Origin of the sequence: Amycolatopsis plumensis, from assembly GCF_042652605.1 — a bacterium.
In the GTDB taxonomy this organism is placed as follows: Bacteria; Actinomycetota; Actinomycetes; order Mycobacteriales; family Pseudonocardiaceae; genus Amycolatopsis; species Amycolatopsis plumensis.
Genome location: NZ_JBHSJY010000001.1, coordinates 2,701,631 through 2,717,507, shown reverse-complemented (window position 1 = coordinate 2,717,507; position 15,877 = coordinate 2,701,631). Strand labels below are relative to the sequence as shown.

Genomic DNA, 15,877 nt, shown 5'->3' with positions numbered 1-15,877 from the left:
GACCTCTTGTGCAGACCGCGACCCTCGCATGACCTCCGGTGACGAGACGACCAGTCGGTCATGAGGCAGTCACGGTACGTGAGTTACCTCAGCCAGTGTCCCGTGACTGTTGGTAAATCTCTAGGTTCTTTCGCCGGTATCGAAGGTGTCACGGAGCTTTCCCGAACGGGTCAGACGATAGCCCGCAGTGTCTGACCGGTCGCCCAGGAGTCACCGATGGATCATTCCGTACCGCTTGGTCGGTCGCCAGGGGCAAAAGTAGCCACCTCGCGAGCGGGAGGTGACTCCCGGGGAAACGGGCGCCTCAGTTCCGGCCGCGCGCGCGTTCGATGACCTCGATCGACGCGCGGACCTGCTCGAAGGTGGGCGGGGCCGCCCGGTTGAACACGACGGTCAGGGACCGGCGCGGGATGACCACGAACTCGACGTCGACCCCGGCCGCCTCCGCGGCGGCCTCGACGACGTCCCGCCAGTGCTCGGGGTCGATCCCGTCCGGATCGGCCCATTCGTGGGCGAAGATCGCCCAGTTCCCCCGGAGCAGGGTGCCGACCACGTCCTGCGCGGTGTGGACGCGGTGCGGCGAACCGATCTCATCGGCCAAGTATTCGCAGGTGGAGGTCGGTGTTCGAGGCCCGGGCGCCTGGGTGGACGAAGGTCAAGTTCGCTCCTTTCGCCGGTGTGCCCGAGGGATTCGGAGCCGGGGGCGGCGTGGATGGGTTCCGCCCTGTGGGAAGGGCTTCCGGCGCCGGAACCCCGGCGTAGCTTCGGGTTCGTGGCCGATCTCGCGCCGTTCACCCTGGCTGTCGTGGGCGCCGGACCCCGCGGGGTCGGCGTCCTCGAGCGGCTCGGCGCGAACGCCGCGGAGCTGTCCGGCGGCCGCCGGCTCGAGGTGCACCTGATCGACCCGTTCCCGCCGGGGCCCGGCCGGGTGTGGCGCTACGACCAGTCACCGCTGCTGCGGATGAACTCCATGCCCGAGGACGTCACGATGTTCACCGACGAGTCGGTGAAGATGGCGGGCCCGGTGCGGCCGGGGCCGTCGCTGCTGGAGTGGGCGCGGAAGGTGCGTGACGGCGGGCTCGACGCCGACGTGCCGCCCGACGTCGCCGGCGAGCTGACGGCGCTCGACCCCTTCCACTTCCCCACGCGGCGGCTGCAGAGCGCCTACCTGACCTGGGTGTACCGGAAGGTCGTCGAGGACCTGCCCGACGGCATCGACGTCGTCGAGCACGCGGCCCGCGCGACCGGGGTCGACGGCCGCACCGTCCACCTGTCCGACGGCTCGGCGGTCGTGGCGGACGCCGTCGTCTTCACCGTCGGGCACCTCGACGCCGAACCCGATGAGCGAGAGCGCGAGCTGGTGGCGTTCGCCGCGCGGCACGGGCTGGCCTACTACCCGGCCGGCTACACCGCCGACGTCGACTACGCGGGTGTCGAACCGGGGGAAACCGTGCTGGTGCGCGGGTTCGGGCTGGCGTTCGTCGACCTGATGCTGCTGCTGACCGAGGGCCGCGGCGGCCGGTTCGAGGACCTGCCGTGCGGCGGCCTGCGCTACCACCCGAGCGGCGCGGAGCCGGTGCTGCACGTCGGCTCGCGGCGCGGGGTGCCCTACCACGCGAAGATCGGCTACCGGCTGCGCGGGAAACCGTTGCGGCTGCCCAGGTTCTTCGACGCGTACGCCATGGACGCGCTGGCCGGGGACGCGCTCGACTTCCGCGCCGACGTCTGGCCGCTGATCGCCAAGGAACTGGCCTGGGGCTACTACAGCGAGCTGTTCACCGGGCACCCCGAGCGCGTCCGCATGGACTTCGCCGTGTTCGCCGACGCCTTCGCCGACCTGGCGTGGGACTCGCCGTCCATGCGTGAACTCGTCGCGCGAGCGGTCCCGGCCGAGGCCGACCGGCTCGACCTCGACCGGCTGGACCGGCCGATGGCGGGACGCGAGTTCGGCACGGCGGAGGAGTTCGGCAAGGAGCTGCGCAAGTACGTCGAGGCCGACCTGGCGCGCCGAGCGAACCAGGAGTTCAGCGCCGACCTCGGCGCCTTCATGGCGCTGCTGTCGGTGTACGGCCAGCTGCCCGTACTTGTCCACAAAGGACGACTGGACGCGGCGTCCCAGGTGTCCGATATGGACGGCTGGTTCCACGGCTTCTTCTCCTACTACGCCAGCGGTCCGCCGCCGCGCCGCCTGGAGGAGCTGCTGGCCCTGCACGAAGCCGGGATCGTGTCCTTCGCGGGCGCGGAAATGCGGGTGACGGCGGAGCGCGGGGTCTTCGTGGCGTCGTCGGCGAGCCACCCGGAGACGGTCGAGGCCCGCACGCTGATCGAGGCGCGGCTGCCGGAGCCGAGCGTGACCCGCGCGGCCGACGGCCTGCTCCGGCAGCTGCGCGACGCGGGCGAACTGGCGGAGGAGACGGTGGCGGACCCGGTGACGGGGGCCCTGCTGCCGTCGGGCCGCATCCACACGCGGGTGTCGGATTCCCGCCTGCTCGACGGGACGGGCCGCCCCCACCCGCACCGGTTCGCGGTGGGCCCGCACACGAGCGCCCGCTCGGCGGCGGCCTTTACCCGGCCGCGGACGAACGCGCTGTCCTTCCGCCAGAACGACGCCGTAGCCCGCGAAATCCTGGCCCTGGCCAACCCCGCGATGCAATGAATGACTCATTCCTGGCGTCCGACGCCAGGAATGAGTCATTCATTGCGTTCCCAGCTCCAGGCGACCAGATCGTCGAGCACTGTCTCGGGGGCGGGCATGGCGGCGATTTCGGCCGCAACGCCCTGCGCGATCTCTCGCGCCGCCGAGCCGTCCAGGAGTTCCCGGGCCGCCGCTTCGATCGCGTCGATGCGGATGGCGTCGCCCACCAGTGCCTTCGCCGCGCCGAGGGCCGAGAGCGCCTCCGCGTTGGCGAACTGGTCGGCCCCCTGGGGCAGGATCAGCTGCGGCAGACCCGCGGCGAGTGAGCCGAGCACCGTCCCCGTGCCGCCGTGGTGCACCACCAGGCCCGCGTGTTCCAGCACTTCGGCCTGTGGCACGAATCCGGCCACCCGCACGTTCTCCGGCACCGGGCCCAGCGCCGCGGGATCACCCGGGCCGACCGCCACGACCACGTCCACCGGCAGCCGCGACAGGGCGGCGATCGCCCCGCGCAGCACCTGGGTCGCGCCGAAGACCACCGTGCCCAGCGTCAGGTACACGAAGCCGTCTCGCGGGAGCGGCGGCAGCGGGACGTCGGCGTCGTACGGCGTCGGGCGCATCCGGAACACCTTCGGCACGGCCGCCGTACCGGGATCGCGGACGCTGTCGGGCCAGACGTCGACGCAGGCGTCGCCGAGCATGGCGTCCGCGGGCGGGGTGTCCCAGAGCGGCGCCAGCCGTTCGGCCGCCACGGACAGGACCTCCGGGGACACCGACCGGCCGATCACGAGCGAGACGGCCGGGATGCCCGCCCGCTGCGCCAGTGCACCGGTGCCGACGTCACTCTGCTCGTAGACCACCAGGTCCGGGCGCAGCCCGGGCAGCAGCGGCCGCAGGTCGGCCATCGTCGCCCGCGGCAGCACCTCGGCGAACATCGTGATGCCGACGTCGTGGAAGCCGGCGTCCTCGCCGTGCCGCCGCTTGGCCTCGGCTTCCGCGTCCGCCATGGAAACGCCCACGCGGTGGGCTTCGAAGCCGAGTTCGCGGACCTTGGGGACGAACGCTTCGCCGGTGCCGAAGACGACCTCGTGCCCGGCCGCGCGCGCCGCGTTCGCCAGCGGCAGCAGGGGGAAGAGGTGGCCGTACGCCGGGCGGCACGTCATGAGGATCCGCACCGCCCCGAGCGTACCGGTTTTTCAGCAGCGGCCGAGCATGTCGGTCAACGCGGTCTTCTCCGCGGAATTGACCGTCAGCTTGAACTTGTACTTCACGGCCACCCACATCTTCGCGTAGGTGCACCAGTAGCCGACCAGCGGCGGCTTCCACTGGTCGGGCGACTTGTCGCCCTTCTCCTGGTTCACGTTGTCGGTCACGGCGATCAGCTGCGGATCCGACAGGTCGTTCGCGAACGCCTGGCGCTGCGCGGTCGTCCACGACGACGCACCGGTGCGCCACGCGTCGGCCAGCGGCACGACGTGGTCGATGTCCACATCGGACGCCGCGGTCCAGGTCGCGCCGTCGTACGGGCTGACCCACTTGCCGGAGGTCGCGGCGCAGCTCGAATCGGTCACCACGTTCGTGCCGTCGCGCTTCAGCACCACTTCACGGGTGTTGCAGCTGTTGCCCTGGTCGATCCAGTGCGGGAACTTGTCGCGGCTGTAGCCGGTCTGCGAGCCGTCGGCCTTGACGGTCAGGGCCGCGAGCTCGGACTTCGCCGTGGTGGCCGACGGGATCCCGGGCGGGGTCGCGTCCGCGACGCCGGCCAGGGTTCCGGACAGCACGGTGGCGATCGCGAGGACGGTGAATGAATGACGAACAGCACGCCTGGTTGGCATCTTGCCGCCTCCGGGTCAGGGGTGGGGACAGCTAACCCTGAAGCACGGGAGTGGCGCGTACAACACGTATAGGTGACATGTTGCTGTCCGTCAAATGGCTCCCCGGACCAGCCGCAGGTCCTCGGTGTGCCGGTACCAGGTCCACTTGTTCACCGCGCGCTCGAAGACGACGTCGTCGCGCACCGGCCGGGTCGGGATGCAGCCGATTTGGAACGCCCGCGAGTACAGCGTCGTCGGCCGCTTGAAGACGGTGCCCTTCACGACGCGGACGGCCAGGCCGGGGCCGCCCGGGTCCGGCGTCACCTCGATCGACGCGGCCGGCCCCCGCAGCGCCACCTGCTCGTCGGCGTACGCGACGCCGCGGACCAGCCGCAGCTGCCCGCGTCCGACGAGCACGCCGCCGACGTCGTCTCGGATCAGCGGCACCGGGTCGACCTCGCCGCGCAACGCCAGCGCGAGCGCCTGCAGCGGCGTCTTCGGCAGTCCCCAGAGCGCGCCGACGACCGAGTCCGGCGACGACGGCACGAACCCGACCGACACGCCGGAGATCGCGTCCTTCCGGAGCAGGCGCAGCACCACCGCGGCGAGGTCGGCGTCCGTGCCCGAGACGACCAGATGATCGTGTTCGCCCAGCAAGGGGTCGATTTCCGCCTTGCCGGGACGGCTCGGGACGCGGATCGACTCGACGTCGTCGACCTCTTCGAAGCCGGCCGCGCCGTCGCCACAGGCCACCACGATTCCGCGCACCCGCAGGTCCTCCGTTACAGTCATGCACCGGCATTTCGTCAGCGCCACCGGTGTCCGTCCGGGACACTAAACCTCAGTCGTCGAACACCTGGAGTGTCACATGCCGGCCATCGTGCTCATCGGTGCCCAATGGGGAGACGAAGGCAAGGGCAAGGCCACCGACCTGATGGGTGACCGCGTCCAGTGGGTCGTCCGCTACCAGGGTGGCAACAACGCCGGCCACACGGTGGTCCTGCCGAACGGCGAGAACTTCGCCCTGCACCTCATCCCGTCCGGCATCCTGACCCCGGGCGTGACCAACGTCATCGGCAACGGCGTGGTGGTGGACCCCGGCGTGCTGCTCGAGGAGCTGTCCGGCCTGGAAGCGCGGGACGTCGACACGTCCAAGCTGCTGATCTCGGCCGACGCGCACCTGATCATGCCGTACCACGTGGCCATCGACAAAGTCACCGAGCGCTACCTCGGCAGCCGCAAGATCGGCACCACCGGCCGCGGCATCGGGCCGTGCTACCAGGACAAGATCGCCCGCGTCGGCGTGCGCGTGCAGGACCTGCTCGACGAGAAGATCTTCCGCCAGAAGGTCGAAGCCGCGCTGGAGTTCAAGAACCAGGTGCTGGTGAAGGTCTACAACCGCAAGGCGCTCGACGCCGACCAGGTCGCCGACGAGGTGCTGGCGGCTGGCGAGAAGTTCGCGCACCGCATCGCGGACACGCGCCTGCAGCTCAACCAGGCCCTGGAGCGCGGCGAAACGGTGCTGCTGGAGGGTTCGCAGGGCACGCTGCTCGACGTCGACCACGGCACGTACCCGTTCGTGACGTCGTCGAACCCGACGTCCGGCGGCGCGAGCGCGGGTTCGGGCATCGGGCCGGGCCGCATCACGACGGTGCTCGGCATCCTCAAGGCCTACACCACGCGCGTCGGCTCCGGCCCGTTCCCGACCGAGCTGCACGACGAGTCCGGCGAGTACCTGCGCAAGCAGGGCGGCGAGTTCGGCGTCACGACCGGCCGGTCGCGGCGCACCGGCTGGTTCGACGCGGTGATCGCGCGGTACGCGGTGCGCGTCAACGGCATCACCGACTACTTCCTCACGAAGCTGGACGTGTTGTCCGGCCTGGAGAAGGTTCCGGTGTGCGTCGGCTACGAAGTCGACGGATTCCGCACGCAGGACATGCCGATGACGCAGACCGACGTGCACCACGCGATCCCGATTTACGAAGAGCACCCGGGCTGGTTCGAGGACATTTCGGCGTGCCGCACGTTCGAGGAGCTCCCGGCGAACGCCCGCGCGTACGTCGAGCGCCTGGAAGAGCTGTCGGGCGCCCGGATTTCCGCGATCGGCGTCGGCCCGGGCCGGGAGCAGACGATCGTGCGGCACACGTTTGTTTAAGGCGCTGTCGTCTAGGTCAGTTTCGTGCTGACCGGCGTTTCGTTCCGGAACAGGTCGAGCACCGGGCAGTGCTCGTCGACCTCGCGCTTGAGGTCTTCGTAGCGCTCCCGGCTCGCCGGCCCTTCGAGTTCGACGGACACGCGCACGTCCCCGAAGCCGGGCCGCGTGTTGAAGGAGAAGCCGAAGAAGCCGTGCAGGTCGAGGTCCCCGTCGACGGTGACCTTGACGGAGTCGAGCGGAATCCCGCGTTTCGCCGCCCAGAACTGGTAGGTGATCACCTGGCAGGACCCGAGGGCGGCGAGCGCGAACTCGACGGGGTTGGCGGCCTGGTCGGTCCCGCCGAGCGCGGGTGGTTCATCGATGGTGAAGCGGTGATCCCGCACCTTAACCTCGACTTCGGTCCTGGTCCCCGGCTTGAGCGCGTGGTCCACGCTGAAGGAAACCGCGGCGTTGTGCGGATCGGCGTCGACGGCCTTGCGGGTGCCTTCGATGACTTCGGTCAGCGACATGGGTTCTCCTGAAGATCGTGATTTCGCTTCAGGGTGGGCGATGTCACGGCGGCCCGCTCGGGTTCTCATGCGTTGGGAGCCGGGGTGTCCGGCATCCGGAAGCGCTTGCCCGCAGCCGCGGCAGCCGATATCCGCGGGTCACGCGCCCCCGGCGACGGCCGCGAGTCCGTGGTACCCGTGGGTTTTCGCCAGTTCCAGAGCGGCCCCGAGGTAGTGGCCGGCCTGCTCGGGTGCACCGGCTGCCCGGTGGGCGTGCCCGATGGTGATGAGCGCTTCGCATTCGTCGAACCGGACGCCGGCCCGCCGGGCCAGGCGGAGTGCGTGGTGGCCGCTGAGCAGAGCCTGCTCGTGGCGCCCGCCGGCGAGCCTGCTCACCGCGAGCGCAGCGTGCCCGGCGATCTCGGCGCCGGTGTCCCCGATACCGCGCGCGGCTTCGAGCGCTTCCTCCGCCAGGCGAACGGCTCGTGCGGTGTGACCGGTGCCGGCGTGGACCCTGCTGAGCACCGCGAACGCGTAGGCCTCGGTGCACCGGTCGTTGATGTGCCGGGCGAGCTCGGCGGCTTCTTGGGCGATCGAACGGGCCGTGCCGTAGTCGCCCGCGCGGGCGACCACGCGGGCGAGCAGGAGCAGGTCGTCCGGACACCGCGTGTCGGTGGCCAGCGCCTTGTGCATCGCGGTTGCCTCGGCCAGCCGGCCGCGGTGTTCGTGGAGGATGCCGACATTGCGGCGGCAGACCGGGTTGCGCTCCGGGTCCAGCGTGGCGGCCTCGGCGAACAGCGTGCCCGCCCGGTCGAGGTCGCCGGTGAAGAGGTGGAGGGTCGCCAGGTTTTCCAGCACGCCGACGACGCCCCGCCGGAACCGGAGTTCGCGGTAGAGCCGGAGAGCGGCCCGGAAGTGCGTGACGGCGGGCTCGAAGTCGTAGCGGAGTGCGCTGGTGGCCGCGAGGTTGTTGTGCGCGGCCGCGCGCAGTTCGGCCTCGCCGGTGGCGTCGGCGGCGGCGAGGCCGATCCGGGCCAGTTCCGGGCTTTCCGCCAGCCAGGCCGTCATGCTGTGCCCGCGCAGGGCGTCGACGAGCTGCCAGGCCGTCCGGTGGTACCGGTGGGCGTGAGCGTGCCGGATCGCCGCGACGAGGTTGGGGACTTCGTCGTCGAGCCACGTCCGCGCGGCTTGCTCGCTTCCGAACACGCGCCGCTGCGGCGCGTTCTGCCGCAGGAGGTCCGGGTACAGCAGGCCGGCGGCCGCGCCGGTGTGGACGAGGTAGTGCTCCAGCAGGGCACGCGTCGCCGTGTCGCGTTCCTCCTCGTCGCACTCGAGGTCCGCGCGCTCGGCGGCGTACTGGCGGAGGAGCTCGTGCAGGCGGTAGCGGCCCGGCGCGTGCTCCTGGACGAGGTGGGCCAGTGCGAGCCGTTCGAGGTGGCGAGCCGTCGTCGCGGCCGGCGCACCGGTCAGCGCGGTGACGGCGGCGGAAGTCGTGTCCGGCCCGGGCACCAGGCCGAGCAGCCGGAACGTGCGGCGGGTCGCGGTGTCCAGGGCGGCGTAGGAAAGGTCGTACGCGCCGCGGACCGCGCTGGTCTCGCCGTCGGTCGTCAGGCTGTCCAGCACGCCGTGGGCGCGCAGGTCGGCGAGGTGGTCGGCGATCCGGCGGCCGGACCGGTGCCGGAGCTGGGCGCCGGTGATGCGCAGGGCGATCGGCAGCCGCGCGCACGTCTCGGCCAGCTCGGCGGTGGCCGCCGGTTCGCGGGCTGCCCGTCCGGACCCGATCGCGGCCGCGAGGACGGCCGCCGCGTCGGCCGCGTCGAGAACGTCCAGCGAAACGCGCTGGGCGCCGTCGAGGGCGACCAAGCCGTCCAGGCGGTTGCGGCTGGTCACCAGGACCACGCAGTCCGGTGCCGCGGGCAGCAGCGGCCGGACCTGCCCGGGATCGAGCGCGTCGTCGAGCACGCAGAGCACGGACTTGGCCGCCAGCACGGACCGGTACAACGCCGCGGCTTCGTCGACGTCCTCGGGGATCTGCCGGGCCGGGACACCCAGCGCCCGCAGGAACCGCGCGAGAACCGGTCCCGGCCGGGCCGAGCGGCGGAGGTCGGCGTACAGCTGCCCGTCGGGAAACCGGTCGCGGACGCGGTGCGCCCACTGCGTCGCGAGGTCCGACTTGCCGACCCCGGCGGTTCCGACGACGACGCCGAGGCGCGGCCCGTCGCCGCCGGGCAGCAGCCGGTCGAGGGCCAGCAGTTCGGTGCGGCGGCCGCGGAAGCCGGCCGCGGCACGGGGAAGCTGCGCGGGACGCAGTGGCGAGGGGGCGGCGGCGACCTGGTGCCGCAACACGGCCAGTTGTGCCTCGCGCAGATCCGGACCGGGTTCGGCACCCAGGTCACCGGCCAGCCTGCTGGTGATCGTGTCGTAGGCGTCGAGCGCCGCCGCCGGTTGCCCGGCGGCGGCCAGCGCGAGCATGAGCAAGGCCCAAAGCCGTTCGTGCAGCGGGTGATCGGCCACCAGCCGGTGCAGCTCGGCCGCCACCTCGGCGCACGCACCCAGGTTGAGCCGCGCGCGGCAGTGGTGTTCGACGGCGGCGAGCCGGGCGTCGACCAGCCGCTGTGCCTCGCCCTCCACCGCGGTGGTCGTCGCGAGGTTGCCCAGCGGATGGCCGCGCCACAGCGCCAAAGCGCGCCCGAGTGTCGCCGCGGCGGACTCGTCGTCGCCCGCGAGCAGCGCCCGGCGCCCTGCCGCGGCGAGGTGCTCGAACCGCTCGGTGTCGAGTTCGCCCGGCCGGACTTCGACCAGGTAGCCGCCGGCCCGGGCGTGGATGCGCCGGGCACCGCCGTCGAGCGTGGCGAGCTGCCGGCGCAGCTGGGCGACGTGGGTGCGCAGGTTCGCCGCCGCCGACGGCGGAGCCGTCTCGCCCCAGATGACCTCGATCAGCCGGTGCGGCGCGACCACCGCGCCGGGCGCCAGCAGCAGCGCGGCGAGCAGGGCGCGCTGCCGTTGTGAGGCCAGCTGCAGGTGCCCGGATCCCGACCGGACCTCGACCGGGCCGAGGAGCAGGAACTCCACGCCATCCCTCCCCGTGCGCTTGGCGTGCTCGTTCGATGTTCGCCGGATGTGCCGATCCTGTACAGCCTCGCTGCCACGGTGGGGTCGACGGGCGGGGCGCACGGCGGGGCGAGGGGGCTCGCCGTGCGCGCCGCCGGTCCCAGCCTCTGGGAAGCCGGAAATCGGTGGCGCCGCTCGCTAACTTGGGTTCATGACCATCGGAGTCGCGCTGCCGGCCGGGGACACGGACTCGGCACCGAACCTCGTCGACGAACTGATCACCCAGACCCGCCAAGCCGCGGAGGCCGGCCTGAAGTCGGTCTGGTTCTCGCAGCTGCCGCTCAGCCAGGACGCCGTCGCGATCGCCGCGCTGGCCGGGCGGGAGGTGCCCGGTATCGAAATCGGGACCTCGGTCGTGCCCACCTACCCGCGGCACCCGTTCCTGGTCGCGAGCGCCGCGCAGACCGCGCAGGCCGCCACCGGCGGCCGGTTCACCCTCGGGATCGGGCTCGGCTCGAAAGGCTTCCTCGAGCCCGTCTACGGCGTCGAATACCCGCCACCGATCCGGCACCTGCGCGAATACCTGACCGTCCTGCGGCGGGTCTTCGCCGGGGAGACCGTCGAGTTCGCGGGCGAGACGATCACCGCGCGGGCACTCGGACCGTCCACTGTGGCCGGTGGCGGGGACATCCCGGTCATCGTCGCCGCGATGGGACCGCAGGCCCTCGCCGTCACCGGGGAACTGGCCGACGGCACCCTCCCTTACCTCGCCGGTCCGCGCGCGCTCTCCGAAGTGATCGTCCCGGCCCTCCCCGACGGCAAACGCGTCATCGCCGCCGTTCCCGCCGTGGTCACCGACGATCCCGACGCCGTCCGTGCGCTCGCCGTCGAGCAGATGGCCTTCTACGGGCAGATCCCGTCGTACCGGAAGATCCTCGACGCGGAAGGCGTGGACCACCCCGCGGACCTGGCCCTGATCGGCGACGAGAAGACCGTCGCGGACGGGATCCGGCGGTACTACGACGCCGGTGCCACCGACGTCGTCCTCACCCAGACCGGCATCCGCTCCGCCGAAGAGCGGCTCCGGACCTGGGCGGCGCTCAGCTCATCCGGTTCGTGAGCGTCGCCGACACCGACATCTCCTCCAGGTCCAGTTCCCGCAGCACCTTCCGCAGCACTTCGTCGTCGAGCCGGCCCGCGCGGTTCTCCTCGATCATCGCCTTGCGCTGGGTGATCAGCAGCTCGCGCCGGGCCTTCGCGAACTGGGCCTGCGGGCTGCCGGAATGTTCCTCGCCGGACAGCGTGATCGCCGCCTTGGCGAACCGGTAGCGCATGTCGATCAACCGCTGGAGCCGTTCCTTGAGCCGGTCGACCTTCTCCTGGGGCAGGTCCAGCGCGGCCAGCCGCTCGTGGCTGATCTCGCGCAACCGCTCCTGCGCCGCCTTCTTCGCGACTGCGCGCGCGGCAAGCTCTTCTTCCTCGTCGCGGGCGGCCTCGGACGGGTCCTCGACCTTCAGTGCGCGGATCAGCGGGGGCAGCGTCAGCCCCTGGATGAGCACCGTGCCGATGGCGACGGTGTACGCGAACAGCTGGATCTCCGCACGTCCCGGGGTGTTCGCCGGGACGCCGGCCGCCGCGGCGAGCGTCACCACGCCGCGCATGCCCGTCCACGACACCACCGCCAGCGTCCGCCACGACGGTGCCTCGCGGTCGCGGCCGAACAGCCGGACCGTCTGCGGCAGGTACGCGGACGTGAACACCGCGGGAATCCGGACCAGCATCGTCACCGCCAGCACGGCCACGGCGACCAGCACCAGCGTCCGGTTGTCGCGGGCCGCGTGCTGCGCCTCGTCGAGGACGAACGGCAGCTGCAGCCCCATCAACGCGAAGACCAGCGCCTCCAGCAGGACGTCGATCGACGCCCACACCGAGCTGTCCTGCATGCGGGTCGCCGGTGAGGCGTACAGCGTGCGGTGGCCCAGGAGCAGGCCCGCCGCGACGACCGCGAGCACGCCGGACCCGCTGAAGTCCTCGCTGAACGGGTGCAGGTGCTCGGCGGTGACGTACGCGGCGAACGGCACGATGATCCCGAACGCCGACTCCATCAGCGGGTCGTCGAGCTGCCGCCGGATCAGCACCACGAGCGCGCCGATGGCCAGTCCGACGCCGATGCCCAGCACGGTCGCCACCCCGAACACGGCGAACCCGTGCCCGGTCGAGCCCGCGGTGCCCGCGACGGCGGCGAGGGCGACCTTGTACAGCGTCAGCGCGGCGGCGTCGTTCACCAGGCTTTCCCCGGTCAGCACGGTCATCACCCGCCGGGGCAGGCCGAGCTTGCGGCCGATCGCCACCGCCGTCACCGCGTCCGGCGGCGCCACCACCGCGCCGAGGACCAGCGCCGACGCGAACGGCACGTCCGGGAGCAGCAGGTGCACGACGACGGCGACGACCACGGCGGTCACGGCGACCAGCACCACGCCGAGCGCGACGATCGGCCGCAGTGCCCGCTTGAAGTGCGTCAGCGAGCTCTCGAGCGAAGTCGAGTAGAGCAGCGGCGGCAGCACGAGGCTGAGGATCAGCTCCGGCTCGAGCTCCAGCCGCGGCACGCCGGGGATCAGCGCGACGCCGAGCGCGACGACCACCACCAGCAGCGGCGCCGACAGGTTGCAGCGCCGGGCGATCGCGGTCAGCACCAGCGAACCGGCGAGCACGCCCATCAGCGTCAGAATTTCCACCCGGCCGATCTTTCCGCAGGTCGGGCCACCCTGCTCGACTTCCGGTGAGCGGAAAGCCGCTGGATTGTGTCGGACCCCGGGTGCATACTTGTTCGCAATACGCACACCTGTGCGGAAGACGTGCACCGACGCACCTCCGGAGGTTCCGATGTCCCCTGGCGCCCGCTCCTGGGTCGTGCCCCTGGCCTGGACCGCCGTCCTGCTCGACGGGTTCGACCTGGTCGTGCTCGGCACGGTGCTGCCCGTGCTGCTGAAAGGCCACGTCTGGGGCCTGACGCCCGCCACGGCGTCGGTCGTGTCGACCGTCGGGCTCGCCGGGATGATGCTGGGTGGCCTGGCGATCGGCACGGTCACCGACGTCATCGGCCGCCGGAAGTCCCTGATCATCTCCGTGACGCTGTTCTCGCTGTGCACCCTGCTGTGCGCGTTCGCGCCGTCGACGTTCGTCTTCGGCCTGCTGCGGTTCGTCGCCGGGCTCGGCCTCGGCGGCTGCCTGCCGACGGCGATCACGCTGGTCACGGAGTACGCGCGCCAGGGCAGGTCCGGCAGCGCGACCACCACGGTGATGACCGGCTACCACGTCGGCGCGGTGCTGACCGCGCTGCTGGGCATCGTGCTGATCTCGCCGCTGGGGTGGCGCGCGATGTTCGTCGCCGGCGCGATCCCGGCCGTCGTGCTGGTCCCGCTGATGGTGAAGTACCTGCCGGAATCCGAGACGTTCCAGCAGGTCCGCGAGGCAGAGCGGTCGGCGGGGCACGCCGTCAAGGGGCTGTTCCGCGGCGGGCTGCTGCGCGCGACGATCGCCTTCTGGGTCACCTCGTTCATGGGCCTGCTGCTGGTCTACGGCCTGAACACGTGGCTGCCGGAGATCATGCGCCAGGCCGGGTACCCGCTCGGCGCCGCGCTGAGCCTGCTGCTGACGTTGAACGTCGGGGGCATCGTGGGCCTGCTCGTCGCGGGCCGGGTCGCCGACCGCGTCGGCATCCGCCCGTCGGCCATCGCCTGGTTCTGCGCGGGTGCGGTGTTCTTGGCCCTGTTGAGCGTGAAACTGCCCGCGGTCGGGCTGTACGCGGCGGTGTTCCTGACCGGCTGCTTCGTGTTCAGCGCCCAGGTGCTGGTGTACGCCTACATCGGCCGGATCTACCCGGACGCGATCCGCGCGACCGGCCTCGGCTGGTCCGCCGGCATCGGCCGGGTCGGCGCGATCTCGGGCCCGCTCCTCGGCGGCGCGCTGCTGACGGCGGGAATCGCGTATCCGTGGGGCTTCTACGCGTTCGCGGCCGTCGGTGCGCTGGGCGCGGCGGCCGTGACGGTGGTCCGCCCCGGCCGCCGTTCCCCGGCGCCAGGCCGCGCCCCGGCCCCGGAAAGCCAAGCAACTTCCTGAGCCCGCCGCGGCAGCTCGTGAGTGGTAAGGCGGGTTCTAACCCGCCTTACCACTCACGACGGCTCAGCCCAGCTCCTTCAGTTCCTGTTCCACCGCGGCCAGTTCCGCCTCGGAACCCTGGACCTTCGGCCCCGTGAACCACTTCCGGGCCGAAAGCACCCACCACAGGGCGGCCCCGCCCAGCACCACGAGGAAGGCGACCGGCGTGTAGTTGAAGGAGTCCACCGTGATCGGCGAAGCCGGCGGAAGCATGAACAGCACGAAGATGCAGGCGACCCAGACGGACGCGACGATGCCGATCGGCTTGCCCCACTTGCCGAGGTTCCACGGGCCCGCTTCGAACGAATCGCCCCGGCGGACCCGGAGGAACACAGGAATCACGTAGGCGACGTAGAGGCCCACGACCGCGATGGAGGTGACCGCGTAGTACGCCGTCGCGCTCCACAGGTACGGCAGGGCGAGGATCAACGCGCCGATGGCGGCGAGCCACACGGCGTTGGTCGGGGTCTGGGTCCGCTTGTTGATCCGGTGCCAGAAGGCCGAACCGGGGATCGCGCCGTCGCGGGCGAACGCGTAGATCATCCGCGAGTTCGCCGTCACCGAAGACATCCCGCAGAACAGTTGCGCGCCGATGCAGATGAGCAGGAGGAACTTGCCGGTGGTGACCCCGGTGGCGTCGATGAAGATCTGGGCGGGCGGCACGCCGGTCGCGGAACCGACGGCGCCGTCGTAGTCCTGGATCGCGAAGGTGAGGCCGATCAGCAGGATCCACCCGGCGACCAGGGAGACGAGGATCGAGGTGACGATGCCGCGCGGCCCGGCCTTGGCGGCGTTCTTCGTCTCTTCCGTCATGTGCGCCGAAGCGTCGTAGCCGGTCAACGTGTACTGCGCGAGCAGGAGACCCAGCGCGAACACGTAGACCGGCGAGGTCCAGCCGGTCTGGTTGACGAACTGCCCGAAGACGAAGCCGGCTTCTTGGTGCTTGGCGGGCACGAAGGCCAGCACCGACACGATGACCAGCACCCCGACCAGGTGCCACCAGACGCTGACGTTGTTGAGGATCGCCACCAGCCGGACGCCGAAGGTGTTCAGCAGCCCGTGCACCACGAGGATGATGGCCAGCAGCAGGATCGTGTGCCCCGGCGTCGCCGCGAAGCCCCATTGCAGGTCGAGGAACGCGTTGAGGAACAGCGCGGCGCCGAAGTCGATGCCCGCCGTGACGGCGATCTGGCCGATCAGGTTGAACCAGCCGGTGAACCACGACCAGGCCGCACCGTTGCGGGGCGCCAGTTTCGCCGCCCAGTAGTACAGCCCGCCGGCGGTCGGGTAGCTGGAGCACACCTCCGCCATGCCGAGGCCGACGAGGATCACGAAGAAGCCGACCAGCACCCAGCCCCAGATCATCGCGGCCGGCCCACCGGTCTTCATCCCGGTGCCGTAGAGGGTGAGGCAGCCGGAGAGGATCGAAATGATCGTGAAGGAGACGGCGAAGTTCGAGAACGCCGACATCGTCCGTTTGAGCTCTTGGGCGTACCCCAGCTGGTGCAGCCGGGCGCTGTCGTCGTCCGCGTGGTCGGGGGTGGTCTGCTGGTCGGAAACATCCATCGGGCACCTC

The 15,877-nt window shown here is 71.4% G+C and carries 12 protein-coding genes; 4 read left to right on the top strand and 8 right to left on the bottom strand.

Going from position 1 to position 15,877, the window contains the following annotated elements; all coding sequences use genetic code 11:
- Nucleotides 1–304: 304 nt before the first annotated feature.
- Nucleotides 305–601: a hypothetical protein gene (locus tag ACFPLC_RS12960; protein ID WP_378203786.1), complete on the bottom strand. Its 297-nt coding sequence runs from the start codon at nucleotides 599–601 to the stop codon at nucleotides 305–307.
- A 171-nt stretch (nucleotides 602–772) separates the two neighbouring features.
- On the opposite strand from ACFPLC_RS12960, the gene ACFPLC_RS12955 reads away from it, so the two are divergent.
- On the top strand, nucleotides 773–2,656 hold the full coding sequence (locus ACFPLC_RS12955) for an FAD/NAD(P)-binding protein (RefSeq protein ID WP_378203789.1): 1,884 nt from the start codon (nucleotides 773–775) through the stop codon (nucleotides 2,654–2,656).
- Between the two features lie 35 nt (nucleotides 2,657–2,691).
- Here the strand turns inward: ACFPLC_RS12955 and ACFPLC_RS12950 are convergent, their stop codons facing one another.
- The 3 genes from ACFPLC_RS12950 to ACFPLC_RS12940 form a co-directional block, all read right to left on the bottom strand.
- A complete protein-coding gene (locus ACFPLC_RS12950; protein ID WP_378203792.1) occupies nucleotides 2,692–3,810 on the bottom strand; it encodes a glycosyltransferase in 1,119 nt (372 codons plus the stop codon).
- A 21-nt stretch (nucleotides 3,811–3,831) separates the two neighbouring features.
- Entirely contained in the window at nucleotides 3,832–4,470 is a 639-nt protein-coding gene (locus ACFPLC_RS12945) for an HNH endonuclease family protein (protein WP_378203795.1), read from the bottom strand.
- Nucleotides 4,471–4,560: 90 nt separating this feature from the next.
- On the bottom strand, nucleotides 4,561–5,205 hold the full coding sequence (locus tag ACFPLC_RS12940; protein WP_191315881.1) for a hypothetical protein: 645 nt from the start codon (nucleotides 5,203–5,205) through the stop codon (nucleotides 4,561–4,563).
- A 112-nt stretch (nucleotides 5,206–5,317) separates the two neighbouring features.
- Here ACFPLC_RS12940 and ACFPLC_RS12935 point away from each other — a divergent pair, with 112 nt between their 5' ends.
- Nucleotides 5,318–6,604 (top strand): adenylosuccinate synthase, encoded by a 1,287-nt coding sequence (locus ACFPLC_RS12935; protein ID WP_043787377.1) that lies wholly within the window; start codon nucleotides 5,318–5,320, stop codon nucleotides 6,602–6,604.
- An 11-nt stretch (nucleotides 6,605–6,615) separates the two neighbouring features.
- Here the strand turns inward: ACFPLC_RS12935 and ACFPLC_RS12930 are convergent, their stop codons facing one another.
- Nucleotides 6,616–7,113: an OsmC family protein gene (locus tag ACFPLC_RS12930; RefSeq protein ID WP_191315821.1), complete on the bottom strand. Its 498-nt coding sequence runs from the start codon at nucleotides 7,111–7,113 to the stop codon at nucleotides 6,616–6,618.
- Nucleotides 7,114–7,251: 138 nt separating this feature from the next.
- Nucleotides 7,252–10,164: an ATP-binding protein gene (locus tag ACFPLC_RS12925; RefSeq protein WP_378203800.1), complete on the bottom strand. Its 2,913-nt coding sequence runs from the start codon at nucleotides 10,162–10,164 to the stop codon at nucleotides 7,252–7,254.
- Nucleotides 10,165–10,354: 190 nt separating this feature from the next.
- Here ACFPLC_RS12925 and ACFPLC_RS12920 point away from each other — a divergent pair, with 190 nt between their 5' ends.
- Complete coding sequence (locus tag ACFPLC_RS12920; protein WP_378203803.1) at nucleotides 10,355–11,263, top strand: TIGR03564 family F420-dependent LLM class oxidoreductase; 909 nt, start codon at nucleotides 10,355–10,357, stop codon at nucleotides 11,261–11,263.
- Here the strand turns inward: ACFPLC_RS12920 and ACFPLC_RS12915 are convergent.
- Nucleotides 11,244–12,878, bottom strand: a complete 1,635-nt coding sequence (locus tag ACFPLC_RS12915; RefSeq protein WP_378203806.1) for a Na+/H+ antiporter — start codon at nucleotides 12,876–12,878, stop codon at nucleotides 11,244–11,246. The genes ACFPLC_RS12920 and ACFPLC_RS12915 overlap by 20 nt on opposite strands.
- A gap of 148 nt (nucleotides 12,879–13,026) precedes the next feature.
- Here ACFPLC_RS12915 and ACFPLC_RS12910 point away from each other — a divergent pair, with 148 nt between their 5' ends.
- Nucleotides 13,027–14,262: an MFS transporter gene (locus ACFPLC_RS12910; RefSeq protein ID WP_378203809.1), complete on the top strand. Its 1,236-nt coding sequence runs from the start codon at nucleotides 13,027–13,029 to the stop codon at nucleotides 14,260–14,262.
- A 63-nt stretch (nucleotides 14,263–14,325) separates the two neighbouring features.
- On the opposite strand, the gene ACFPLC_RS12905 is transcribed toward ACFPLC_RS12910, so the two are convergent.
- Nucleotides 14,326–15,867, bottom strand: coding sequence for an amino acid permease (locus ACFPLC_RS12905; protein ID WP_378190629.1), 1,542 nt, complete (start codon nucleotides 15,865–15,867; stop codon nucleotides 14,326–14,328).
- Between the last annotated feature and the right edge of the window lie 10 nt (nucleotides 15,868–15,877).